General features: G+C 70.9%; 8 protein-coding genes. 5 read left to right on the top strand and 3 right to left on the bottom strand.

What is annotated here, in order from left to right; all coding sequences use genetic code 11:
* Nucleotides 1–48 precede the first annotated feature (48 nt).
* Nucleotides 49–17,754, bottom strand: a complete 17,706-nt coding sequence (locus ND450_RS07825) for a type I polyketide synthase (RefSeq protein WP_253325490.1) — start codon at nucleotides 17,752–17,754, stop codon at nucleotides 49–51.
* A gap of 134 nt (nucleotides 17,755–17,888) precedes the next feature.
* On the opposite strand from ND450_RS07825, the gene ND450_RS07820 reads away from it, so the two are divergent.
* Entirely contained in the window at nucleotides 17,889–18,767 is an 879-nt protein-coding gene (locus ND450_RS07820) for a nitrilase-related carbon-nitrogen hydrolase (RefSeq protein ID WP_253325489.1), read from the top strand.
* Between the two features lie 32 nt (nucleotides 18,768–18,799).
* On the top strand, nucleotides 18,800–20,458 hold the full coding sequence (locus ND450_RS07815) for an NAD(P)/FAD-dependent oxidoreductase (protein WP_253325488.1): 1,659 nt from the start codon (nucleotides 18,800–18,802) through the stop codon (nucleotides 20,456–20,458).
* A gap of 93 nt (nucleotides 20,459–20,551) precedes the next feature.
* Here the strand turns inward: ND450_RS07815 and ND450_RS07810 are convergent, their stop codons facing one another.
* Nucleotides 20,552–21,463, bottom strand: a complete 912-nt coding sequence (locus tag ND450_RS07810) for an ACP S-malonyltransferase (RefSeq protein ID WP_253325487.1) — start codon at nucleotides 21,461–21,463, stop codon at nucleotides 20,552–20,554.
* Complete coding sequence (locus tag ND450_RS07805; RefSeq protein ID WP_253325486.1) at nucleotides 21,460–22,884, bottom strand: class I adenylate-forming enzyme family protein; 1,425 nt, start codon at nucleotides 22,882–22,884, stop codon at nucleotides 21,460–21,462. The genes ND450_RS07810 and ND450_RS07805 overlap by 4 nt, the downstream gene beginning before the upstream one ends.
* Nucleotides 22,885–23,134: 250 nt before the next feature.
* On the opposite strand from ND450_RS07805, the gene ND450_RS07800 reads away from it, so the two are divergent.
* Genes ND450_RS07800 through ND450_RS07790 form a run of 3 tightly spaced genes read left to right on the top strand, consistent with a single transcriptional unit; the run spans nucleotide 23,135 to nucleotide 26,758 of the window.
* Nucleotides 23,135–24,547, top strand: a complete 1,413-nt coding sequence (locus tag ND450_RS07800) for a glycosyltransferase (RefSeq protein ID WP_253325485.1) — start codon at nucleotides 23,135–23,137, stop codon at nucleotides 24,545–24,547.
* Nucleotides 24,548–24,559: 12 nt separating this feature from the next.
* Entirely contained in the window at nucleotides 24,560–25,621 is a 1,062-nt protein-coding gene (locus ND450_RS07795) for a DegT/DnrJ/EryC1/StrS aminotransferase family protein (RefSeq protein WP_253325484.1), read from the top strand.
* Between the two features lie 3 nt (nucleotides 25,622–25,624).
* Complete coding sequence (locus ND450_RS07790) at nucleotides 25,625–26,758, top strand: cytochrome P450 (protein ID WP_253325483.1); 1,134 nt, start codon at nucleotides 25,625–25,627, stop codon at nucleotides 26,756–26,758.
* The last annotated feature ends 10 nt before the right edge of the window (nucleotides 26,759–26,768 follow it).

The raw sequence follows: 26,768 nt of genomic DNA, 5'->3' as shown, positions 1-26,768 counted from the left end.
CTTCTCTTCGTCCGGCATGGAGAATCCCTCACCTCGAGATGGACCGGATCAGTCGGTGGTGCTCTGGCCGAATTCCCTGTCGATGAACGCCAGCACCTCGTCCGCGCTGGCCGATTCGATGTGCTGGGCCGCGGAGCCGGCCGTGCTCACCTGGCTGCCCCACTTCTCGAGGAGCCTGCGCAGTCGAGCGGTCACACCGGCTTTCGCGTCCTCGTCGAACACGCTCGCGGCCAGCAGCGCGTCGAGTCGATCGAGGTCGGCCAGTGCGGATGCGTGTTCGTCCGGTCCCTCACCCACTCCCAGTACGCCGACCAGGTGCTCGGCGAGGGCACGAGGCGTGGGGTGGTCGAAGGCCAAGGTCGCCGGCAGCCTCAGCCCCGTGGCGGCGTTCAACCTGTTGCGCAGCTCCACGGCGGTCAGCGAGTCGAGTCCGAGTTGCCGGAACTCCCGCTCCGCCTGGACCAGGGCCTTGCCGTCGTGCCCCAGGACTGCCGCAACCTCCGACCGCACGAAATCGACGACGAACGGCACACGGTCGGAGGTCCTGACCGACAGCAGCCGCCGGCCGAGACTCGCCCGGCCGGTTCCGCCCGCGGCGGCCGTGCGTCGCGCCGCCCTCACCAGCCCGCGCAGGAGTGCGGGCACCTCGCCCGACATCCGCCAGTCGGTGACGCCCGTCAGGGCCACGGCGGCCTCGTCCGACCCCGTCGCGACGTCGAAGAGGGTGAGCCCCAGCTCCGTGCTGATCGGTGGCAGCCCGTCGTTCTCCATCCGGCGCACGTCGGTGCTCCCGAGCGCGCCCGTCATGGTGGTGGCTCGCTCCCACAACGGCCAGGCGAGCGAGACCCCCGCCAGACCCCGACTCCTGCGGTGTTCCGCTAGGCGGTCGAGGAACGCGTTGGCCGCGGCGTAGTTCGCCTGGCCGGCGTTCCCGACGACACCGGCCAGGCTGGAGAACAACACGAACCCGGGGAGGTCCAGATCGCGGGTCAACTCGTGCAGGTGCACGGCGGCGTCCACCTTGGGCCGCATCACCGCATCGAGTCGCTCCGGCGTCAGGGAGCCGAGGACGCCGTCGTCGAGCACACCTGCGGCGTGCACCACCGCGGTCAGCGGATGTTCGGGAGGAATGATGCCGAGCACCTCCGCCAGTGCGCTGCGATCCGCCACGTCGCAGTTCGCGACCGTGACCACGGCGCCGAGTCCGGCGATCTCGTCGAGGAAACCCGGTTCGGTCTCGCCGGTGCGGCTGACCAGCAGGAGGTGTCGCACGTTCCGGGTGGACACCAGGTGCCTGACGAGCTCGGTGCCGAGTCCGCCCGTGCCGCCCGTGATCAACACGGTTCCGTCGGGATCCCACTCGCGCGGCATCGTGAGGACGATCTTGCCCACGTGCTCGGCCAGACTCATGAACCGGAACGCCTCCGGAGCTCGCCGCACGTCCCACGTCCGCACCGGCAACGGCCGCAGCACACCCCGCTCGAACAGGTCCACCAGGTCGAGGAGGATGCGCTGCACGCGGTCCGGGTGCACCTCGCTCAGGTCGAACGGCAGGTAGTCCACGCCGCCCGCACCGGTGAGCTGCCGGATGTCGGTCTTGCCCATTTCGACGAAACGCCCGCCGTCGCCGAGCAGGGCCAGCGACGCGTCGACGAACTCCCCCGCCAGCGAGTTGAGCACGACGTCGACACCGGGGAAGCGGTGCCCGAACTCCGTCGTCCGCGAAGAGGCGATGTGGTCGTCCGCGACACCGAGAGAACGCAGGACGTCCCACTTCCCCTCGCTCGCGGTGGCGAACACCTCCGCCCCCAGGTGCCGGGCCAGCTGGACGGCCGCCATGCCGACACCACCGGCGCCTGCGTGCACCAGCACGCGTTCGCCCGCGCGCAGGTGCGCGAGGTCGACGAGGCCGTGGAAGGCGGTCGTGAACACGGCCGGTACCGAAGCGGCGACCTCATCGGTCCAGTCCGGGGGCACCCGCACGACGTGGCGTTCGTCCATGACGGCGATCGGTCCGAACGCAGCGGTGAACAACCCCATCACGCGGTCGCCCGGTCGCACGCCGGTCACCTCCGGACCGATCTCCGCGACGTGGCCCACCGCCTCGGCTCCCAGGAGGACGTCGTCTCCGGGGTACATCCCCAGCGCGGTGAGCACATCCCGGAAGTTCACCCCGGCCGCCGTGACCCGCACTCGGATCTCCCTGCCGGTCAACGGCTCCAACACGTCCGCGCACGGCACCAGCGACAGTGCGTCGAGACTCCCCTTGGCGCGGCTGTCCAACCGCCACGGGACCCCCACGGGCGGGACCAGTGAGTCCACGGCACCGAGGCGGGCCACGTGAACCGCACCGCCCCGCAACGCCAGCTGCGTCTCCCCCGGCGCCGACGTGCGGACCGCTTCCGCGACCGCGGTGGGGTCGTCCGCGTCCACCAGCAGGAAGCGATCCGGGTTCTCCGACTGTGCCGACCTCACCAGGCCCCACACCGCCGACGCGGCCACGTCCACCACGGTGTCGTCGCGGTCGACGGCGACAGCGCCCCGCGTCACGAACACCATCCGCGACGCCCCGAACCGTTCGTCAGCGAGGAACTCCTGGACCAGGTTCAGCACCTCGGAGGTGACACGCCGGGGTGCCTCCCGACCGGCGATGGGGACCAGCACGTGGTCGGGTGGTGCCGAAGTGAGTTCGTGCAGGGAGTCGGCGACGGTCGCGATGCCCATCTCCCACTCCGTTCCCAACACCCCGAAGCTCACGTCGGAAGCGGGGGCCACGGCATCCGCGGGGATCCAACGGACGCGGAGCAGCGACGCGGGTGTGGCCGTCGGGGCGGCCGCCCGATGAACCGGCCGGAAGCTCAACGAGGCGACGGACAGGACCGGGGAGCCTTCCGGATCCAGTGCGGTCAGTGCGACCGAGCCGTCCTCGTTCTTCGCCGACCGGATCCTCACGAACGAGGCACCGGAGGCGTGCAGGGAGACACCCCGCCAGGAGAAGGGCAGCATGCCCGCGTCCTCGCCGAGGTCGAGGTGCGCGGTCGCGTGGAGTGCCGCGTCGAGCAACGCCGGGTGGATGCCGTACGACGAACCGTCGTGCACGTGTTCCGGCAACTCGGCCTCGGCGAAGACCTCGTTCCCGTGGAGCCAGGCGACTCGCAAACCCTGGAACGCGGCACCGTAGTCGAATCCCGCCTCTGCGAAGGACTCGCGGCACGCGTCCAGGTCCACCGGCTCGGCGCCCGCGGGCGGCCACGCCTCCCTGTCGGCCGTCGAGCCGAGAGCCTCGACGGCGAGCGTGCCGGTCGCGTGCTGGGTCCACCCGCTTTCACCCCCGTCGGCCGGACGCGAGTGGACCCGCAGTTCACGACGTCCGTTCTCATCCGCCGCACCGATCCACAACTGGGTCTGCACGGCTCCCGACTCCGGCAACACCAGCGGCGCGGCCAGGGTCAGCTCCTCGACCAGGCCGCAGCCGACCTCGTCCCCGGCGCGGATCGCCAGCTCGAGGAACGCGGTCCCGGGGAACAACACCTGGCCACCGATCCGGTGGTCGCCCAGCCACGGGTGCGTGGCGAGCGACAGGCGGCCGGTCAGCACGACCTCGCCCGAACCCGCGACCGGCACCGCCGCGCCGAGCAGCGGGTGCGTCGCCGACGCGATTCCCACGGCCGTGACGTCGCCGGCGAAACCCGTTCCCCGTGGCCAGAACCGTTCGTGCTGGAAGGGGTACACGGGCAGCTCCACACCGGTCCCGGCGGGCACGACCTGCCGCCAGTCGACGTCGACCCCGTGGACGAACGCCTCCGCCAGTGAGGTGAGCACTCGTGCGAGCGAGTCGTCGTCCCGCCGCAAGGTGCCCACCACGGCCGCGTCGACGGCGTCCTGGATGGAGGCCGTCAGCACCGGATGCGGACTGCATTCGACGAAGACACCGTGACCACGTCCGGACAACGCCTCGATCGCACCGTGCAACCCGACCTGGTTGCGCAGGTTGTCGTACCAGTAGGAACCGTCCACAGTGGATCCTTCGACCCACTCGCCCGTCACCGTGGACAACCAGGGAACCGCACCCCCGCGTGCTGTCACTCCGGCGAGCGCGTCCTTCAACTCCGCTTCCAGCAACTCCACCTGAGCCGAGTGCGACGCGTAGTCGACTGGAATCCGCTTCGTTCGCAGACCCGCGCTCGCGCAGGCCGCACCGCACCGGTCCAGGTCGTCCAGGTCTCCGGAGATCACGACGCTCGAAGGACCGTTGACGGCGGCGATCGAAGCCCGTCCGAGGTAGGGGGCCACCACGTCGGCCCCGGCCGAGACCGACATCATCCCGCCCTTGCCCGACAGCACGCGCGCGATCAGGCGGCTGCGCACCGCCACGACCCGTGCGGCGTCTTCCAGCGACAACACCCCGGCCACGCAAGCAGCGGCGATCTCACCCTGCGAGTGCCCCACCACCGCGGCGGGTACGACGCCGTACGACCGCCACAGCGCTGCCAGGGACACCATGACAGCCCACGAAACCGGTTGGACCACGTCGACGCGGTCCAGGGCGTCACTCCCGCGCAGGACGTCGGTCAGCGACCAGTCGACCCACGGCGCCAACGCGCTGCCGCAGGCCTCGATGCTGTCGCGGAAGACCGATGACGTTTCCAGCAGTCCTTTCCCCATGCCCTGCCATTGAGCGCCTTGTCCGGGGAACACGAAGACCGGTCGGCCGTCCCCGGCTGCCACACCGCGCGCGACTTCCGCGACACCGTCCTCGGACGCCAGCACGACGGCCCGGTGCTCGAACACCGAGCGACCGAGCAGCGACGCGGCCACCTCGACACGTGGCTCGCTGATCGAGCTCAGCCTTGCGACCTGGGCCGACAGCGCGGACGGGGACTTCGCCGACAGGATCCAGGGCACCAGGGGTACGTCGAGCGGATCCGGCCGATCCGCCACTGGAGCCTGTTCGAGGATGAGGTGTCCGTTCGTGCCGCTGATCCCGAAGGAGGACACTCCCGCGCGACGAGGCCGGTCCACCGCCGGCCATTCGACCAACCCCCTCGCCAGCTCCACCGCGCCGGCGTCCCAGTCCACATGAGACGACGGCTCGCCGACGTGCAGGGTTTCCGGGACGAGCCCGTGCCTGATCGCCTGGACCATCTTGATGACGCCGGCGACACCCGCGGCGGCCTGGGTGTGGCCGATGTTCGACTTCACCGACCCGAGCAGCAACGGTCGCTCCCGATCCTGGCCGTACGTGGCCAGCAGCGCCTGCGCCTCGATCGGGTCCCCCAGCGCGGTGCCGGTCCCGTGCGCTTCCACGACGTCGACGTCGGAGGTTGCGAGCCCGGCCGAACGAAGGGCCAGGCGAATCACCCGTTGCTGGGAAGGTCCGTTCGGCGCGGACAGGCCGTTGGACGCGCCGTCCTGGTTGATCGCGCTCCCGCGCACCACGGCGAGCACCCGGTGCCCGTTGCGCTCCGCCTCCGACAGCCGCTCCAGCACGAGCACGCCGACGCCCTCGGCCCAGGCGGTGCCGTCCGCCGCGTCCGCGAACGCTTTGCAGCGCCCGTCGGAGGCCAACCCGCCCTGGCGCGAGAACTCGCTGTACATCAGCGAGTCCGCCATGATCGAGACGCCGCCGGCCAACGCCAGGGTGCACTCACCCCCACGCAGTGCCTGGGCGGCGAGGTGCAGTGCCACCAAAGCGGACGAACACGCCGTGTCCACGGTGATCGCCGGTCCCTCGAACCCGAACGCGTACGACACCCGGCCGGAGATGACGCTGGTCGTGTTGCCGGTCAGCACCAATCCCTCGGAGGCGGCGTCCAGCAGGTTCGCGTAATCAGTGCTCGATGCCCCCGCGAACACACCGGTCTGACTGCCGCGCAACGACTGCGGGTCGATCCCGGCCCGCTCGAGCGCTTCCCACGACGTCTCCAGCAGCAGCCGCTGCTGGGGATCCATCGCCAGCGCCTCGCGCGGGGAGATCCCGAAGAACGCGGCGTCGAACCCGGCGACGTCGTCGAGGAACCCACCGAAAGCGGTCGCACTGCGCTCGGCACCGAGCGCCCACCCCCGATCGCCGGGGATGCGGGTGATCGCGTCCGTGCCACCGGCGACCAGGTCCCAGAGGTCGTCCGGGGAGGTCACCCCGCCGGGGAACCGGCACGCCATGCCCACGATGACGACCGGGTCGTCCGTCGTCACGGCCGCAGGAGCGTCCTCCGGGACGACCGCATCGTCCGAGTCCGTCAGCTCCCGCACCAGGAACCCCGCCAGCACGTCCGGTGTGGGGTGGTCGAACACGAGGGTCGCGGGCAGTCGCAGTCCGGTGGCGGCGACGAGCCGGTTGCGCAGTTCGATCGAGGTGAGCGAGTCGAAGCCCAGCCCGCGGAACTCGAGTCCCTTCTCGAGCGCGGCCGCGCTGCCGTGCCCGAGCACCGCCGCCGCTTCCGCGCGGATCAGATCGACCAGTACGCGCAGCCGCTCGTCACCGGTCAGTTCGACCAAGCGCCGCATGAGAGACCCGGTGCTACCGGACGCACCAGCACGGGACACGGTCCGCCGGGTGGCTCCTGCGAGGCCACGCAGCAGGGCGGGCACCTCACCCCTGGCTCGCACCGCGGGAAGGTCGAGCCGCAGCGGCACCGTCAGCGACTCGTCCGCCCCGACCGCCAGTTCGAACAGCCGCAGCCCCTCCTCGACCGACAGAGGTGGCATGCCGTCGCGGGCCATCCGCTGGATGTCGGTGTCCGACAGGGTGGCGGTCATGCCACCGGACTGCTGCCAGGCGCCCCACGCCAGCGAGGTCGCGGGAAGGCCGGTGTTCCTGCAGTTGTGGGCCAGCGCGTCCAGGAACGCGTTCGCCGCCGAGTAGGAAGCCTGTCCCGGACTGCCCATCAGGCCCGCGACGGACGAGAACAGCACGAATCCGGCGAGGTCCAGGTCCCGCGTCAGCTCGTGCAGGTTCCACGCGCCGTCCACCTTCGGCCGCATCACCCGGATGAGCCTGTCCGGTGTCAGGGAGGCCACCACGCCGTCGTCGAGCAGGCCTGCCGCGTGGACCACAGCGGTCAGCGGGTGCTCCGCGGGGACGGTGGCGAGCAGTTCCCGCAGCGCTTCCCGGTCGGCGACATCGCACGGACTGACCGTCACGACCGCGCCGCGTCCCTCGAGTTCCTCGACGAGCTCGGGCACGCCGGGTGCGTCGAGCCCCGTCCTGCTCGTGAGCAGCAGGTGCCGAACACCGCCTCCGGCCACCAGGTGCCTCGCCAGTTCCTTGCCCAGACCACCCGTGCCACCGGTGATCAGCACGGTGCCCCCGGGGTCCCAGCACCTCGGGATCGTCAGCACGATCTTGCCCACGTGCCGCGCGAGACTCATGAACCGGAACGCCTCCGGCGCCCGCCGCACGTCCCACGTCGTGACGGGCAGCGGCTCCAGCGCCCCGCTGCGGAACAGCTCGACCAGCGCACGCAGGACGTGCTGGGCGCTGTCGGGATCGAGGACCGCGACGTCGAACGCCCGGTAGTCCACACCGGACAGCTCCGACGACTCGCGGATGTCGGTCTTGCCCATCTCGATGAACCGGCCACCCTCGCGCAACAACCTCAGCGAGGCGTCGACGAACTCCCCCGACAACGCGTTCAGGACCACGTCCACCGGGGGGAACTTCTCCTCGAAGTGCACCGTCCGCGACGAGTCGATCCGCTCCGGCGGGATCCCGAGCGAGCGGAGCACGTCCCACTTGCCCCGGCTGGCCGTCGCGTAGACCTCGGCACCGAGGTGCTGGGCGAGCCGGATCGCGGCCATGCCGACGCCTCCGGCGCCCGCGTGCACCAGCACCCGCTCGCCGGCGCGCAGGCCCGCCAGACCGACGAGCCCGTGGTAGGCGGTCATGAACACGACCGGAACCGCCGCGGCGACCTCGTCCGTCCAGTCTCGCGGCACCGGCACGACGTAGCGCTCGTCGACCACCGCGACGGACCCGAAGCCACCGGGGACCATTCCCATGACCCGGTCACCGACCCGCACACCGGTGACGTCGGGACCGATCTCGGACACCACACCCACGGCCTCGCCGCCGAGCATTCCCGCGTCACCGGGGTACATCCCGAGCGCGCTGAGCACGTCGCGGAAGTTCACCCCGGCCGCGGAGATCCGGATCCTGAGCTCGCGACCGGCAAGGGGACGCAGCACCTCGGGGCAGGATTCCAGCAGGAGGTTGTTCAGGCTGCCCCTGTCCCTGATCGCGAGCCGCCACGGACCGGAACCGGGCGGCATCAGCCCGCTGTCGTCGAGCCGGGCAAGCCGCGCCACGCGCGTGACACCCGCGCGCACCGCGACCTGCGTCTCGCCCGCGCTCATCAGCGCGGGCAGGCTCGGCAGCACGGCCAGCGACGTGTCCCTGTCACCGACATCGGCGAGCAGGAACCGTCCCGGGTTCTCCCACTGCACCGACCTCACCAGGCCCCACACCGCGGCGGCCGGGTAGTCCTGCACCCGTTCGCTGCTGTCAACCGCGACCGCACCCGAGGTCGCGAACACGACCCTGGTGTGGTCGAACCGTTCGTCGGCGAGGAGTTCCTGGATCAGCTCGAGCACCCAGGACGTCAGCGCCGCGACGGAGCGCGGTCCACCGGCGGAGTCACCGGCGACCGGAACGACCAGCACCTCTGGCGGCGCGGCGGCGGCATCGGCCAGCGATCCCGCCGCGACGTGCTCACCGACGGCCGCGCCCAGAGGGAACTCCTCGCCACCCACGACACCGAACCGGACGATCTCCCCCGCGGTCTCCCCCGCGGGCACCCACTCGAGGCGCAGCAACGACTCCTGGGTGGGCTGGGCCGCCTTCGCCGCCGCTGTGAGCGGAGGACGCACCACGAGCGTGTCCACGGTGACCACCGGCGCACCATCGACATCCACCGCCACCAGGGTGAAGGAGTCCGCCGCGTTCTTGGTCACCCGCACCCGCAGCAGCGCTGCCCCGGTGGCGTGCAAGGACACGCCCTCCCACAGGAACGGCAGTCCGCCACCTGCTTCGTCGGCCAGCATCGAGACGTGCAACGCCGAGTCCAGCAACGCCGGGTGCACGCCGAAACCGGTCGTCTCAGCGGCACGGGTCTCCGGCAGCACGACCTCGGCGAACAGGTCGTCACCGCTGCGCCACGCCGCCCGCAGTCCCTGGAACGCGGGCCCGTAGACGAACCCGTCCCCGGCGAAGACGTCGTAGCACCCGTCGACGTCGACCGGCTCCGCGCCGGAGGGTGGCCAGACGCACGCGCCGACGGCGACGCCGGACGGCGGTTGCGCGACCAGTGTGCCGGCGGCGTGCTCCTCCCAGTCGCGCTCCGCGCCACCCACCGGACGGGAGTGGATCCGGATCTGCCTCCTGCCCGCGTCGCCGGGTGCACCGATCCACACCTGGACCTGCACCTCACCTCGCTCGGGCAGCACCAGCGGCGACGCGAGCGTCAGCTCCTCGACGCGGGGGCAGTCGACCTGGTCGCCCGCGCGGATCGCGAGCTCCAGGAAACCCGTGCCGGGGAACAGCACCGCTCCCCCGACCTCATGGTCGGCCAGCCAGGTCTGCGCCGATGTCGACACACGGCCCGTGAGCACCACCTCACCCGACCCCGCGACGGACACCGCCGCACCGAGCAGCGGATGCCGGACCGGTTCCAGCCCCAGGGTGGCCGCGTTCGCGCCGGACGCCGACCGCGCCGGCCAGAACCACTCGTGGTCGAAGGCGTAGGTCGGCAGCTCGACGAACCGTCCACTCGGGACGACTCTCCGCCAGTCGACGTCCACACCGTTGACGTACAACCGTCCCAGTGCGGTCAGCAGCGAGGTCTCCTCGTCGCGGTCCTTGCGCAGGGCGGGAACCGCGAGGCCGTCCTCGACCAGACCGGTCAGCACGCCGTCCGGTCCCAGCTCCAGGAACGCCGTCACACCCGCATCAGCCAGCGCGTGCAAGCCATCGGCGAACCGCACCGCCTCCCGCACGTGCCGCACCCAGTACCCCGGCGAACACACCTCATCTGTCACGAGCCCGCCGGTCACGTTCGACACCAACGGCATCAACGGTGCACGGAACGACAAACCCTCCAACGCCTGAGCGAACTCGGCCAGCATCGGCTCCATCAACGGCGAATGGAACGCGTGCGACACCCGCAAACGCGACGTCTTGCGATCCCCGAACCGAGCGGCGATCTCCAGCACCGCCGCCTCGTCCCCCGCGACCACCACCGAATCGGCCCGGTTCACCGCCGCGATCGAGACACCTTCGGTGAGCAGCGGCAGGACCTCGGCCTCGGTCGCCGCGATCGCGACCATCGCCCCGCCGGGTGGCAACGCCTCCATCAAGCTGGCACGCGCCCGCACCAGCAAGCACGCGTCATCAAGGGAGAGCACTCCGGCGACATGCGCCGCCGCCACCTCACCGATCGAATGCCCCGCCACGAAATCCGGCGTGACACCCCACGACTCCACCAGACGGAACAACGCCACCTCAACCGCGAACAACGCCGGCTGAGCAAACCCCGTGCGATTCAGCAAATCCTGATCCGCACCCCACATGACATCCCGAAGCCCCGGCTCCAACCGAGCCAGCACCTCGTCCAACGCCGCGGCGAACACCGGAAAACGCCCGTACAGACCCCGGCCCATCCCCAGCCGCTGCGACCCCTGACCCGAGAACAACAACGCCACCCGCCGGCCGACCGCGACACCGCGGGCCGCCTCCGCCACGCCGTCCTCCGACGCCAGCAACACCGCCCTGTGCCCGAACACCGAGCGCCCCAGCAGAGCCGAGCCCACATCCACGCGGTCGTCCGCGATCGAAGAGATCCGTTCCACCTGTGCTGCCAGAGCGGACTCCGACTTCGCCGAGACCACCCAGGGCACCACCGGCACGTTCACCGGCTCCGGCACGGCCACCGGCTCCGGCTGCTCGATGATCACATGCGCGTTGGTGCCGCTGATGCCGAACGACGACACGCCCGCACGACGCGGCCGCCGCACTTCCGGCCATGACACGGGCTCGGTCACCAGCTCGACCGAGCCCTCCGACCAGTCCACGTGCGACGAAGGCGCGTCCACGTGAAGTGTCTGCGGGACAACACCGTGCCTCAGGGCCTGCACCATCTTGATGATCCCCGCGACACCCGCCGCCGCCTGCGTGTGACCCAGGTTCGACTTCACCGACCCCAGCAACAAAGGACGGTCCCGGTCCCGGCCGTAGGTCGCGAGCAGCGCCTGCGCCTCGATCGGATCACCCAACGTCGTACCCGTACCGTGCGCCTCCACCACGTCCACATCGGACGGCGACAGACCCGCACTCGCCAAAGCCTGACGAATGACCCGTTGCTGCGAAGGACCATTCGGCGCCGTCAAACCGTTCGACGCACCATCCTGGTTCACCGCCGAACCACGTACCACGGCCAGCACCTGGTGACCGTTGCGCCGGGCATCGGACAGGCGTTCCAGCACCAGCATGCCGATGCCCTCGGCCCAGCCCACACCGTCCGCGCTGTCCGAGAACGCCTTGCACCTGCCGTCCGGGGACAGTCCTCGCTGACGCGAGAACTCCACAAAGGTGTCCGGAGTGGACATCACCGTCACGCCGCCGGCGAGCGCGAGCGAGCACTCCCCGGCCCGCAAGGCCTGCATCGCCCAGTGCAACGCCACCAGCGAGGAGGAGCACGCGGTGTCGACCGTGACCGCGGGGCCTTCGAGGCCCAGCGTGTACGCCACCCGGCCCGACGCGATGCTCGGGGAGGCGCCGTTGCCCTGGTACCCCTCGAAGTCCTCACCCGCGGTCACCATGGCGTAGTCGCTGTACATCACACCCGCGAACACACCGGTCTGACTGCCCCGCAACGACACCGGATCGATCCCGGCCCGCTCCACCGCCTCCCACGACACCTCCAACAGCAAACGCTGCTGCGAATCCGTCGCCAACGCCTCACGAGGAGACATCCCGAAAAACCCGGGATCGAACTCACCCGCGTCGTGCAGGAACCCACCCGACCGCGTGTACGACGTCCCCGGACGATCCGGATCCGGGTCGAACAAACCCTCCAGATCCCACCCGCGGTTCACCGGGAAACCCGTCACCGCGTCCCGGCCCTCCGCGACCAACCGCCACAGGTCCCCCGGCGAGGCCACGCCACCCGGATACCGGCACGCCATCCCCACGATCACGATCGGATCGTCCGAAGTGGACCGGATACCGATCGTGGCCGGTGCCGCGGCATCCTCGCCCGCGATCTCGTTCAGCAGGAAGCCCGCCAGCGCGGCAGGTGTCGGGTAGTCGAACACCAGTGTCGCGGGCAGCCGCAACCCCGTGGCCGACGACAACCGGTTGCGCAGCTCCACGGACGTCAACGAGTCGAAGCCCAGGCCTCGGAAGTCCCGTCCCGGTTCCACGGACGACGTGCCCGAGTGCCCGAGCACCGCGGCGACCTGGCCGAGCACCAGGTCCTGCACCGCCCGCGTGCGCTCGCCCGCCTCCAGCCCCGCCGTCCGCCCGGCCCAGGTCCCCGCCTCGTTCGCGGCACCCACCGCGGACCTGCGCCTGACCGGGTGCGCCAACCCGCGCCACACCGCCGGGACGTCCTCCTGCGTACGCAGCGCCGCCGGGTCGATCCGGATCGGCGCCGGTGCGGGCTCGTCGGCCGCCAGGGCCACGTCGAACAGGGCCAGGCCCTGCTCCACCGACAGCGGCGGCATTCCCGAGCGCACCAGTCGCTCCACGTCCACGGCCACCAGGTCCGCGGTCATCCCGGTGGACTGCTCCCACGCGCCCCAGGCCAGCGACACCGCGGGCAGCCCGAGGCTTCGGCGGTGGTGCGCCAGCCCGTCCAGGAACGCGTTGGCCGCCGCGTAGTTCGCCTGCCCCGCCCCGCCGAGCACCCCGGCCGACGACGAGAACAGCACGAACGCCGTCAGGTCCAGATCGCGGGTGAGCTCGTGCAGGTGCCAGGCCCCACCGGCCTTCGGCCCCAGCACCGAGAGCAACCGTTGCGGGGTGAGGGAATCCACGACACCGTCGTCGAGCACACCCGCCGCGTGGACCACCGCGGTCAACGGGTGTTCCTCGGGCACACCGCCGAGCAGCCCGACGACCTCGTCGCGGTTCGCCACGTCGCACGCGACGACCGTCACCGAGGCGCCGTGCCCGGCCAGCTCCGCCACGAGGTCCGCGTCCGCGACTCCGCGCCTGCTCGCGAGCAGCAGGTGCCGCACGCCGTGCCGCACCACCAGGTGCCTCGCCAGTTCCCGGCCGAGACCGCCGGTACCGCCGGTGATCAGCACCGTTCCCCGCGGGTCCCAGGCGTGCTCCGCGGCCGGCGCGAGCCCGCCCAGGCGCGTCATCCTGCCCGCCAGGAGAACGCCTCCACGAACCGCCAGCTGCGTCTCGCCCACTGCCGTCAGCGTCACCGCGCCCGCCAGGACGTCGGGGGCAATCTCGGCATCGTCGAGGTCGACGAGCAGGACCCGTCCGGGGTTCTCGAGCTGTGCCGACCGCACCAGTCCCCAGGCGGCCGCCGCGGCGAGGTCCACCACGGACTCCTCCGCACCCGCGGCGACCGCGCCGCGGGTGACGAACACGAGGCGTGACCGGTCGAGCCGCGGTTCGGCGAGGAACTCCTGGAGCGTGCTCAAAGCCCGCGCCGTCGTGTCCAGAACGTGTTCCGTCCCGGCCCCGGAGCCGGTCAGCTCGATCAGGACCACGTCGGCGGCGACTGCGTCGGCCAGGGCTGCTCGCGGCGAGACCTCCGCCCCGTTGTCCCGCAGGACCGGCACCAGCCCGAACAGGTCGTCCCCCACGACGGCACAGCTGCCCGGCGAGGACGGGACACCCGGTTCGACCGGTACCCAGCCGAGCTTCAGCACCGAGTCCGCGTCACTCCACACCGCCTGGAGCGGTGCGGCGGCACGCAGGGCCAGAGAGGCGACCGAGATCACCGGCGCGCCCTCGGCATCCGCCGCGTTCACCGACACCGAGTCCGGTCCGGTCCTCTTCAGCCGCACCCGGAGCGCCGTGGCTCCGGAGGCGTGCAGGGTCACGTCGGTCCACGAGAAGGGGACGCCGTGCGACTCGTCCGCGTCCGAGAACGCCAGAGCGTGCAGCACCGAGTCCAGCAGAGCGGGGTGCAGCCCGAAATCGCCGGCGGCCGCGTCTGCGGTCACCCCGACCTCGGCGAAGACCTCGTCGTCCCGGCGCCACACCGCGTGCAGGCCCTGGAACGCCGGTCCGTAGGAGAAGCCCTGCTCGGCCAGCGCCGCGTAGCAACCGGTGATGTCCACCTCGTCCGCGCCCGCCGGAGGCCACTGCCCGCCGAGCTCGGTCTCGGTTCCGCGCGCTCCTACGGCGAGGACACCGGTCGCGTGCCGCGACCACTCCCGCGCTGGGTCGTCCGCGCGGCGGGAGTGCACGGCCACGGCCCGCCGCCCGCCGCCGTCCGGCTCGCCCACCCACACCTGGACCTGGACGGACCCCTGGTCCGGCAGCACGAGCGGCGCCTCCAGGGTCAGTTCGTCGACGGCACCGCACCCGACCTCGTCGCCCGCCCTGATCGCGAGTTCGAGGAAGGCCGTACCGGGGAACAGCACCACCCCGTTCACCCGGTGGTCGGCGAGCCAGGGCTGTGCCGCCGCCGACAGCACGCCGGTGAGCACGGCCTCGTCGGAACCGGCGAACCGCACCGCGGCGCCCAGCAGCGGATGCCCCGCGGGGCTCAGCCCCAGGCCGGCCGCGTCCGCACCGGCCGCGCGACCGCCCATCCAGAAGCGCCGCCGCTGGAACGGGTACGTCGGCAGGTCCACCCGCCGCGCACCGGACCCCGCGAAGAACCCCCGCCAGTCCACCGCGACCCCGGCCACGTGCAGCCTCGCAAGGGTGCCGAGGACGGACCGGACCTCGTCCTCGTCCTCGCGCAGCGCGGGCAGCACGAGCGCGTCGAGGTTGTCCGCGACCATCGCCGACAACACCGCGTCCGCACCGATCTCCACCACCTTGGTGACCCCGGCGGCACCCATCGTGTCCACCGCGTCGGCGAACCTCACCGCCGCACGGGCCTGGTGCACCCAGTACTCCGGCGTGCGCATGTCGGCATCGGCGAACTCGCCGGTCACCGTGGAGATCACCGGAATCGAGGGCTCGCGGAAGGTCAGGACCTCCGCGACCCAGCGCAGGTCGGCCAGCGCCGGTTCCACGAGGGACGAGTGGAACGCGTGGCTGACGGCGAGGCGCGTGCAGCGATGCCCGCGTTCGGCCAGGACCTCCGCGGCTCCCAGCACCGCGCTCTCGGTACCGGACAGCACCACCGATCCCGGCGAGTTCACCGCGGCGACGCACACGTCGTCGGAGAGGAGATCGCGCACGTCCTGCTCGGTCGCCCTGACCGCGACCATCGCGCCACCGGAGGGCAACGCCTGCATGAGCCGACCGCGGTGCGCCGCGAACGCGCTCGCGTCCGCCAGCGACCAGATGCCCGCGACGTGCGCGGCCGCGACCTCACCGATCGAGTGGCCGGTGACGTGGTCCGGACGCACACCCCAGGACTCGAACAGCCGGTACAGCGCGACCTGGAACGCGAACAACGCCGGCTGCGCGTAGGCGGTCTGGTCGAGCAGGGCGGCGTCCGGCGAACCGGGCTCGGCGAACACGATCTGCCGGAGTGGACGGTCGAGGTGCGGGTCGATCTCGGCGCAGGCGGCGTCGAACGCCCTCGCGAACACCGGGAACCGGGCGTGCAGCGCCTGCCCCATCCGGGTGCGCTGCGCGCCCTGACCGGGGAACACGAACCCGACGAGGCCGTGCCTGGCCGCGCCCCGGATCACCGAGGGCGAGGACCCGCCCTCGGCCAGCACGTCGAGACCGCCGACCAGTCCGGTCGCATCGGAGGCGAGCACCACGGCGCGATCGGTCAGGGTCGCGCGCCCGGTGGCGGCGGAGTAGGCGACGTCCAGTTCGGAACCGGCCGTGCGCAGGCTGGTCCGCAGGAGTCGTGCCTGCGCGCGCAGGGCGGCCGGACCGCGCGCGGACACCAGCAGCGGAAGCGGTCCCTCGCAGGTGCCCGGCCCGGAGTCGACCGGGTCCTGCTCGGGGGCCTGTTCCAGCACGGCATGGGCGTTGGTGCCGCTGAAGCCGAACGACGAGACGGCACACCTGCGGGGCCGCCCGGTCGGCGGCCACGGCATGTTCGCGGTGAGCAGCCGGAGCTCCCCCGCCGACCAGTCCACGTGCGGAGTCGGCTGGTCCGCGTGCACCGTCCTGGGGAGCACACCGCGGCGCAGCGCCTCGACCACCTTGACGACGCCGACCACCCCCGCCGCCGCCTGGGTGTGGCCGAGGTTGGACTTCACCGAGCCCAGCCAGACCGGTTCTCCGGCCGGCCTCCGGCCGTACACGCGTTGCAGGGCGTGCGCCTCGATCGGGTCACCGAGCGCGGTTCCGGTCCCGTGCGCCTCAACGGCGTCCACATCGGACGGTTCAAGACGGGCGTCCGCCAGCGCCTGGCGGATGACCTGTTGCTGGGCAAGACCGTTGGGTGCGGTCAGTCCGGCACTGGCGCCGTCCTGGTTCACCGCGGATCCCCGCAGGACCGCCAGCACACGATGGCCGCGCGCGCGAGCGGTGGACAGTCGTTCGACCAGCAGAGCCGCGACGCCCTCGCTCCAGACCGTCCCGTCGGCGTCCGCGCCGAAAGCCTTGCACCGCCCGTCCTCGGCCAGACCGCGCTGCCTGCTGAACGCCAGGAACGAACCAGGCGTCGCCATCACCGCGACGCCTCCGACGATCGCCAGGTCGCACTCACCGCCACGCAGCGACCGCGCGGCCAGGTGCAGCGCCACCAGGGAGCTCGAACAGGCGGTGTCGACGGTGATCGAGGGACCGCGCAGCCCCAGCTCGTAGGAGATCCGGCCGGAGAGCACGCTGCCCGCGGTGCCGGTGATCAGGTGGCCCTCGGCCCCGTCGGACGCGCGGTCGAGGCCCGGCCCGTACTCGTGGTTCTCCGCTCCCACGAAGACGCCGGTGTTGCTGCCTCGCAGCGAGGTCGGGTCCACTCCGGACCGTTCGAGCAGCTCCCACGCCGACTCGAGCATCAGCCGCTGCTGCGGATCCATCGCGAGCGCCTCGCGCGGTGAGATGTCGAAGAAGTCCGCGTCGAAGTCCGTCGCGCCGTCGAGGAAACCACCGCGCATCACATAGGTCCGGCCGGCCTGGCCCGGGTCCGGGTCGTAGACGGCGTCCAGGTCCCACCCGCGGTCGTCGGGGAACGGACCGATCACCTCGCCACCGTCGAGCAGCAGGTCCCAGAGCTCGTCCGGGCTCGTGATCCCGCCGGGCAGGCGGCAAGCGGTGCCCACGACCACGACGGGATCGTCGCCGTCGTCACCGGAGCCGCCGCGGTGAGTGGGGGCACCGGCTTCGGCATCTCCCAGGAACAGTCCCGCGACGTACTCGGCCATCGCTCCCGGGGTGGGGTGGTCGAACGCGAGCGAGACCGGCAGGTCGAGACCGGTGTCCGCACGGAGCCGGCGGTGCAGGTCCACCGCGATCACGGACGTCAGACCGAGGTCGGCCACACCGCGGTCGGCGTCGGCCACCTCGGCCTGCTCGACGCCCAGCGCCGCGGCCAGGTGCTTCCTGACCAACGCGAGCGAGGCGTGCACGACCTCGGACCGAGACCGCCCGGAGATCCACCCGTCGAACGAGCTGGGATCGCTGGACGTGTTGTCGGCATCGATCGACATCGGCGGACCACCTCGGAAAAGACCGGCTGGGCAACGGCAGTGCGCTCGGATCGTAGGGTCGGCGCAACTCGGAGATCCCCTAGAAGAGATCCGTCCGGACGCGGTGACTCCGGCCATGGTCTGGGTGATTTCCGGTGCCCCGGAACCAGAAGATGTGGGCGCTGGACGTCCCGGGCCACGACCGGGTCCGGCACAGGTCTTGGAGGGACCACATCATGAGGCTCGCGTGCTGGCAGGCTGAGGCGCAGAACGAGTCGGTGGACGGATACGTCCACCGACTCGCGGACGCGGCGAGGCGTGCTCGCGGGGCCGGCGCGGACCTCCTCGTCACGCCGGAGCTGTCACTGACCGGATACCGCACGCACGGTCCGGATGTCGATCACGCGGCGCACCTGGCGGCGGAGGCTGCCGGCAGCGCGGCATCGATCGCCGCACGCGAGGGCGTGGCGATCCTGTACGGCTGTCCGGAGAGGACGGCAGAAGGCACGTACAACACCGTTCGGCTCGTCGACGCACGAGGTGAAGTGGTCGCGGTCCACCGGAAGTCGCACCTCTTCGGCGACGCGGAAGCCGCCGTCTTCGACAGGGGCGACGGGGCTGTCGTCCAGGCCCGGATCGCCGGTGTCACCGTGGGACTGCTGATCTGCTACGAGGTCGAGTTCCCCGAGCTGGTCCGGGCCCACTCCCTGCGAGGGACCCAGCTGCTCGCCGTGCCCGGTGCCCTGGCCAGGCCGTGGAGCATCGTGACGCGCACCCTGGTGCGCGCCAGGGCTTTCGAGAGCCAGCTGTACGTGAGCTACGTCAACTGGTCCGGTGTGGACGGAACGGTCAGCTACTGCGGTCTGACCAGGGTGGTGACCCCGCACGGCCGGGTGCAGACGGCGCCGGAGCACAGCGAGGCGCTGCTGGTGGCCGACATCGATCCGGCCGAGATCGTCGCGGCCCGGCGCCGGACGCCGTACCTGGCCGACCGGCGCCCCGAGTTGTACCAGGACCTCGTCACCGAGCGCTGAGGCACGACACTGCCAGAGAGGCGGGCATCGCCATGACCCCTGCCCCGACCGACCAGCTCGCCATGCTCATCCCCGACTTCCCGTTCAGCTACGACGAGTGGCTGCGCCACCCGGCCGGGCTGGGCCAGGTTCCCGCGGCCCTGCACGGCACCCCCGTCGCGGTGATCGGAGGGGGCGTCTCGGGTGTCGTCGCGGCGTACGAGCTCATGCGGATGGGCCTGCGTCCCGTCGTGTACGAGGCGGGACAGCTCGGCGGGAGGATGCGGTCGGCGGGATTCCCCGGCCACCCCGGCTGCGTGGCCGACCTGGGCGCGATGAGGTTCGCGCCGACCGCGCGGACGCTGTTCCACTACATCCACGAGCTGGACCTGCCCACCGCTCCCTTCCCCAACCCCCTGGCACCGTGCACTCCCAGCACCGTGATCAACCTGAACGGGGTGACGCACCAGGGCCGCTCGCAGGCATTGCTGCCCTCGGTCTACCAGGAGGTGTCCGACGCCTGGGACAAAGCGCTGCGGGACAAGGCCGAGCTCTTCACGATGGAGGACGCGATCCGCCGCAGGGACGTCGAGCTGATCAAGGCCGTCTGGAACCGGCTCGTGCACCGACTCGACGACCAGTCGTTCTACGGTCTGCTGGCCGACTCCGCGGCGTTCACCTCGTTCCGGCACCGCGAGATCTTCGGCCAGGTCGGGTTCGGCGCGGGCGGCTGGGACACGGACTTCCCCAACTCCGCGCTCGAGATCCTGCGCGTCGTGTACGCCCACGCGGACGACGGAGAACAGGTCAGCATCGTCGGTGGCGCGCAACGCCTTCCGCTGGGCCTGTGGTCCCACTCGCCGGCACGGATGGCGCGGTGGCGGCCGGGAACCACGATCGCCTCGCTCAACCACGACGCGCCCCGGCCCGGCGTGACCCGGCTCGGCAGGGACGGTGCGGACATCGTTGTCGAGGACGCGGGAGGCGGACTCTCACGCTTCCCGGCCGTGGTGTTCACACCGCACGTGTGGATGCTGCTGGGATCGATCGACTGCTCCGCCGAGCTCCTCAGCGCACCGCAGTGGACAGCGGTCGAACGGACGCACTACATGAGCTCGTCCAAGCTGTTCGTGCTCAGCGACCGCCCGTTCTGGCTCGACGCCGACGAGCACACCGGTGAGCCCACGATGGGGATGACACTCACGGATCGCAGCCCTCGCGGCGTCTACCTGTTCGACCACGGCCCCGACCGGCCGGGGGTCATGTGCCTGTCGTACACCTGGAACGACGACTCCGCCAAGTTCCGCACCATGACCGACCAGCAGCGGCTGACCGTCCTGTTGCGACGGTTGAGCGCGATCTACCCCGGTGTGGACATCGCCTCGCACATCATCAGCGAGCCCGTCACCATCTCCTGGGAGAACGAACCGCTGTTCATGGGTGCGTTCAAGCAGAACCTCCCGGGCCAGTACCGCTACCAGCGCAGGTTGTTCACCCAGTTCGTGCAGCGGGACGCACCGGCCGCCCAGCGCGGCTTCTTCCTGTGCGGTGACGACGTCTCGTGGCTCGGCGGTTTCGCGGAAGGGGCCGTCACGAGCGCGCTCAACGCGGTCTGGGGTGTGGTGAACCACCTCGGCGGCGGTACCGACCAGGCGAATCCCGGCCCTGGTGACCGGTTCGACGAGCTCGCTCCGGTCGAGCTGCCCCTCTGACCGGCTCCCGCACCGCACTCGCGGAAAGCCCCGCACACCGGGAGGTGGCGGGGCTGGAACGCGGGGGCTCTTCGCACGGACGCCGCGAGCCCGTCACTTCCACGCGGTCTTCGGCGTGACGGCCACGACCCTGAGGTTCCGGGTGGTGCAGTCGAGCCGGTGGAACAACAGATCGGGCCCGGTGACGTACGCGGTCGACACCCCGCGCCCGGTCAGGGTGGCGACCACCGCCGGCCAGTCGATGGGCTGGTCGAACGTGTCCAGCACCATCCGCCGGACCCCCGCGGCCGAACCGACGAGCCTGCCGTCCTGATCGGCGACCACGGGCATGCGGGGATCGGCGAAGTCGTAGCGGCTCACGACCTCGGCCTCGGCCTTGCGGCGCAGCGGAGCGAACCGCCTGGCGTGGACCGGCGGGCGCATGGTGCGCAGGGAGTACCCGCCTGCGGCGCGGACCGACGAGATCACCTCGTCCAGCAGCGACGCGCGCAGCGACACCAGGTAGCCACCGCGATCCAGCGTCCCCGACACCTCGATCCACTCGTCCCGCTCGGTGAGCTCCGCGAGCAGTGCGTGGAACGGTTCGTCCGGCACGTGCACGAAGCAGTGTGTCACCAGCTCCTCCGGCTCCGCGGCGAAGTACTCCCGTTCACAGCGGGCGAGTTCGACGGTCATCCGCACGGCGTCGGCGAAGCGCAGGGCACCGGTGTACACCGCGAGCGGCCGCTGTCCGAGGCTCGGACCGGCGCAGAAGTCCGGTTTCACGCCCAGTTCGCGCTCGGCCCGGTCAGCGAGCGCCAGACAGCACACCAGGAACGCGATCTGGGAGAAGTCGCCGTACTGGTCGCCCTCGGCGCGGAACCCGGCGAGCAACGACTCACCCAGCACCTCGTCGGCTTCCTCCGTGCGCTCACGCGCGTACCGGTCCAGGACGAGGAACCGGCCGATGTCGGCGAAACCCGCCGCTCCCATCCCCGGGAAGACCAGCGCGATGCCCTCGGTCATGACGCGACGCTCGCGCCTTCCAGCGCCATCTCCTCGAGGCGCTTGCCGTCCGGTTTCCCGTTGCGGTTGAGCGGGAAGTTCTTGACGACGACCACCCGGTTCGGCTGTTCGTACGCCGGCAACACCGGCATGAACTGCTCCTTCCAGTACGACGCCGGCCGGTTCTGGTCGTCCTCGACGAACGCGACGAGGAAGCTTCCGAGGCGGTCGTCGGGCAGTGCGACGACCTTCGCCGAGCACCCGGCCGCACCGATCTTGCGTTCGATCATGTCCGGGTAGAGCGTGTGCCCCATGCGGTGCACCGCCCGTTTGCGGCCGAGCACGTGGAGGTTGCCCGCCTGGTCGAGGAAACCGAAGTCCCCGCTGGCGAACCACCCCGGCTCGGCCGGATCGAGCACACCGTTCTCGTCGAGGTAGCCCGCCATCAGGTCCGGCGTGCGGACCATGATCTCGCCGGTGACGCCCGCGGGAACCTCGGCTCCGTCGTCGTCCACGATGGACAGGTCGACACCGCGCACGGCAGGCCCGCAGGCGACCGGGTTGCCGATGGACGCGAACGACACGTTGCCCATCTCGGTGCTGCCGTAGCTGTCGAGCAGGGGGACGCCGAACTCCTCGACGTACTGCTCCACCAGACCGGGGTACAGCGGAGCCGCGCCGACGCACAACATCCGCGCCGATGCGACGACGGTGCGCAGTGCGGGTCGCGTCCGGACGATGTTGACCATGCTGCGGTACGTGGCGGGAGTGGCGTCGAAGACGGTCGCACCGCACAGGCCCGCCATGCGCAGGGCGTGGTCCAGCCTGCGGTAGGGAGCGACCACCAGGGAGCACCGGGCCAGCCAGGCGATCAGCACCATGGACAGCCCGTACTGGTGCGAGAAGGGCAGCAACGGCACGAGCACATCGGTGTCGACGTGTCCGACCAGATCGATGTTGCGCCGCAGGTTCGCGAGGAACGACGTGCCCGTCTTGACGACCAGTTTCGGTGTGCCCGTGGATCCCGACGAGCACATCAGCAGGCCGTCGGGCAGCTCGCACCAGGACCGGACGTCGAGGTCCTCCTCGTCCCGCACGGCACGTCCCGCGGCAGCCAGCTGCAGCTGGTAGATCGTGAGCACGGCGACCCTCGTCTCCGGCACCACCGTGTCCTCGTCGGTGACGCACAGCACGACCCCCGCCTGGCCGATCACCCGCTCGGTCACCTCGGCGGTCTCGTTGTGGTCGAGCAGCACGATCGACGCACCCGCGTGCATCAGCGACAGCAGCACGGTGACGTAGCCGACCGAGTTCTGCGCCTTGTACAGGACGCGGTCGCCGCGGCGGAGCCCTCGTTCCCCGAGCTCGGCGGCGATGCGCACCGCGTCCTGCTCGAGGTCCTCCAGCGTGCGAACGGTGTCCGCACCGCAGATCTTCGCCATCTCAGGACCTTCCTTCGACTTCCGCCGTGGCACGTTCGGTTTCTCGAAGCAGGGCCAGTGTCATCGCCCAGCACGAGGGAATTCACTCGAAAGTGGACCGTCAGTCGCTGGGAGCGGCCGGAACACTAGGGGTTTCTCTCGAGGTCACCCACCGGCCGGGACGGCCGCGGACCTGATCGGCGACGATGCCAGCACTGTCCCGGTGTCTCCAGCACTCCTGGCGGCCCCCACCTGGTGGAGAGTGTTGTTCATGGCGTCGACCCGGCGGCCCGTCCTGTTCGTCAGCTATCCGGAGAGCGGACTGGTCAACCCGCTGCTGGTGCTCGCGGGGGAACTCGCGCGCAGGGGCGTTCCCGACCTCTACTTCGCGACGGACGAGAACCGGCGCGCAGAGGTGGAAGCGCTGTCCGCGGCCTCGCCCGTCTCGTTCGTGTCGCTCGGCGAGGTCGACTCCGAGATGTCCGCGACCTCGTGGGAGGACGACGTCTACCGCGCGGTCACCCAGCGGTCGAGGTCGAAGGCGAACCAGGCGGTGATCCGCCAGACCTTCCGGCCCCGCGGCCGGATGGAGAAGTACGCGAGGCTCCAGGCGGCCGCGGAGTCGATCGACCCGGCGCTGATGGTCGTGGACAGCATCAGCCAGTTCGGCGTCGAACTGGCCATCACCACCGGCACGCCCTTCGTGCTCGGTGTCCCGTTCCTGCCCAGCAACGTGCTGACGACCCGCACCCACCTGGGCAGGTCCCACACGCCGAAGGGATTCCCGGTCCCCCACTCCGGGCTGCCTTACCCGATGAACCTCCGCCAGCGACTGGCCAACCACCTGATGAAGATCAGGACGCTGCTGCCGTTCCTGACGCCGTCGATGCGGCAGGTCGTGGAGGAGGACGCGGAACTCCGCCGGCGGCACGGCATCGCACCGGAGGCCAAGGGTGAGATGGCACGGGTCGACCAGGCCGAACTGGTCCTGTGCTACTCGATTCCCGACATGGACTACCCCTTCCCGCTTCCGGAGAAGATGCGCACCGTCGGGGCGCTCGTCCCGCCTTTGCCGCAGGCGCCGGGAGACCACGCGCTCACCCGGTGGCTCGACGCACAGGACTCCGTGGTGTACCTGGGTTTCGGCACGATCACCCGGCTGACCCGCGAGCAGGTCGGGGCGCTCGTGGAGGTGGTCCGGCGGATGAACGGGCACCAGTTCCTCTGGAAACTCCCCCTCGAGCAGCAGAACCTGCTGCCGCCGGCCGACCAGCTCCCGCGGAACCTCCGGATCGAGGCCTGGGTGCCGTCCCAGCTCGACGTGCTGGCGCACAGGAACGTGCGGCTCTTCTTCACCCACGCGGGCAGCAACGGTGTCCACGAGGGCCTGTACTTCGGCACACCGCTGGTCACCCGGCCACTGTGGATGGACTGCCACGACCTCGCGGTCCGCGTTCAGGACCTCGGCCTCGGCCTCACGCTGGACAGGCCGGAGACGATCGACGCCGACGACGTGACCGACAAGCTGACCAGGGTGCTCGGCGACCGCTCCTTCCGCCGGCGGGCGGAGCTGATCGGTCAGCTCCAGCGCGCCGCGGGCGGGCGGGCCGCGGCCGCCGACCTCCTGCTGAACCTCCCCGCCCTCACCTCCGCCCGTCCCCCGCGGCGGAGCACCGCTTCCTGAGATGAGGACACCATGACGTTCAAGTACCCGGTCTCGCAGCCCTGGCTCGGAGGGCGTGAGCGGGAGTACGTCTTCAAGGCGGTCGACGCGGGCTGGATCTCGTCGCAGGGCTCCTACGTCGCCATGTTCGAACAGGCCTTCGCGGACTACAACGACATCGCGCACGGCGTCGCCTGTTCGTCCGGTACCGCGGCGCTCACCCTGGCGTTGCGAGCGCTCGGCGTCGGTCCCGGGGACGAGGTGATCGTCCCGGAGTTCACCATGATCGCGACCGCGTGGGCGGTCACCTACACCGGTGCGACACCGGTCTTCGTGGACTGCGGCAACGACCTGAACATCGACGTCGCCCGGATCGAGGAGAAGATCACCAGCCGCACCAAGGTGATCATGCCGGTCCACGTCTACGGCCGCCGGTGCGACATGGACGCGATCATGACCATCGCCCGCGACTACGGCGTGCGGGTGGTGGAGGACTCCGCCGAGGCGCACGGTGTACTGCCGGTCGCTGACATCGCCTGCTTCTCCCTGTACGCCAACAAGATCATCACCTCCGGTGAGGGCGGCATCGCGATCACCGACGACCCGGTGCTGGCCGGGCAGATGAAACACCTGCGGGCCATGGCGTTCAGCGACGACCACAGCTTCCTGCACAAGAAGCTGGCCTACAACTTCCGGATGACGAACATGCAGGCGGCGGTCGCACTGGCCCAGGTCGAGCGGCTGCCGGAGATCCTCGCCGGACGTCGCGACATCGAACAGCGCTACGACGCGGGCCTGACGGGCGTGCGCGGCGTGACGCTGATGCCGCCGCGGGACGTGCTCTGGATGTACGACATCCGCGCCGAACGCCGCGACGAGCTCCGCGCCTTCCTCACGCGGAACGGCATCGAGACGAGGGTGTTCTTCAAGCCGATGAGCAGGCAACCGGGGTACTTCGACCCGGACTGGTGGACGCTCAACGCGAACCGGTTCAGCGAGGACGGCCTGTACCTGCCGACCTACGGCGAGCTCACCGAGGCCGACCAGGACCACATCGTCGGCAAGGTCCGGGAGTTCTACGAGAAGGGTGAGTGAGCGTTGTCCGCACCGAACTTCCCGCCGCCGGACTACGCGCGGTTCCGGGAGCAGCCCGGTCTCACCCGGATCACCTTGCCGGGCGGTGCCCCGGTCTGGCTCGTCTCCCGGCACGAGGACGTGAAGGCGGTCCTCACCGACCCCAGGATCAGCTCCAACCCGGCGCATCCCGGTTTCCCCAACCCCGGACGCACCGGCGGCGTGCCGTCGCAGTCCGACGTGCCGGGGTGGTTCGTCGGCCTGGACGCTCCCGAGCACACCAGGTTCCGCAAAACGCTCCTGCCGGAGTTCACCGTGCGGCGGATCAAGGAGATGCGGCCGTCGATCCAGCGCATCGTCGACGGCCTGATCGACTCGATGCTCGCCGCGGGCGGCACCGCGGACCTCGTCAGCGCGTTCGCCCTCCCGGTGCCCTCGCTGGTGATCACCGACTTGCTCGGGGTCCCCTACTCCGACCACGAGTTCTTCGAGGCGAAGACGCGCACGCTCGTCACCATCTCGTCGACCGACGAGGAACGGGACGCCGCAGGCAAGGAGATCCTGCGCTACCTCGGCCGGCTGATCACCGTCAAGCGCAAGCGGCCCGGCGACGACCTCACCACCAGACTCATCCACGCCGGCACGATCACGCCGGAGGAACTGGCCGGCGTCACGATGCTGCTGCTGATCGCCGGACACGAGACGACCGCCAACAACATCGCCCTCGGGGTCGTGACGCTGCTGGCCAACCCGCGGTGGATCGGTGACGACCGGGTCACGGAGGAGCTCCTGCGGCTCCACTCCGTCGCCGACATCGTGGCGTTGCGCACCGCCGTCGAGGACGTGGAGATCGCCGGTCAGCTGATCAAGGCAGGCGAGGGAGTCATCCCGCTGCTCGCGGGGGCCAACCACGACCCAGGCGCATTCTCCTGCCCGGCGGAGTTCAAACCGGACAGGGCGGAGCGCCACCACGTCGCGTTCGGTTACGGCGCCCACCTGTGCCTGGGCCACAACCTCGTGCGCGCCGAGATGGAGATCGCGTTCCGGTCGCTGTTCGAACGGATTCCGTCCCTGCGGCTCGCCGTCCCCGTCGAGGAACTCTCGTTCAAGTACGACCGCGTCCTCTTTGGACTGCACGCCCTGCCGGTGCGCTGGTAGTCCTCACCGG

It is taken from the genome of Lentzea sp. HUAS12 (assembly GCF_024125735.1).
GTDB lineage: Bacteria > Actinomycetota > Actinomycetes > Mycobacteriales > Pseudonocardiaceae > Lentzea > Lentzea albida.
This window is presented reverse-complemented; position numbering and strand designations above follow the sequence as displayed.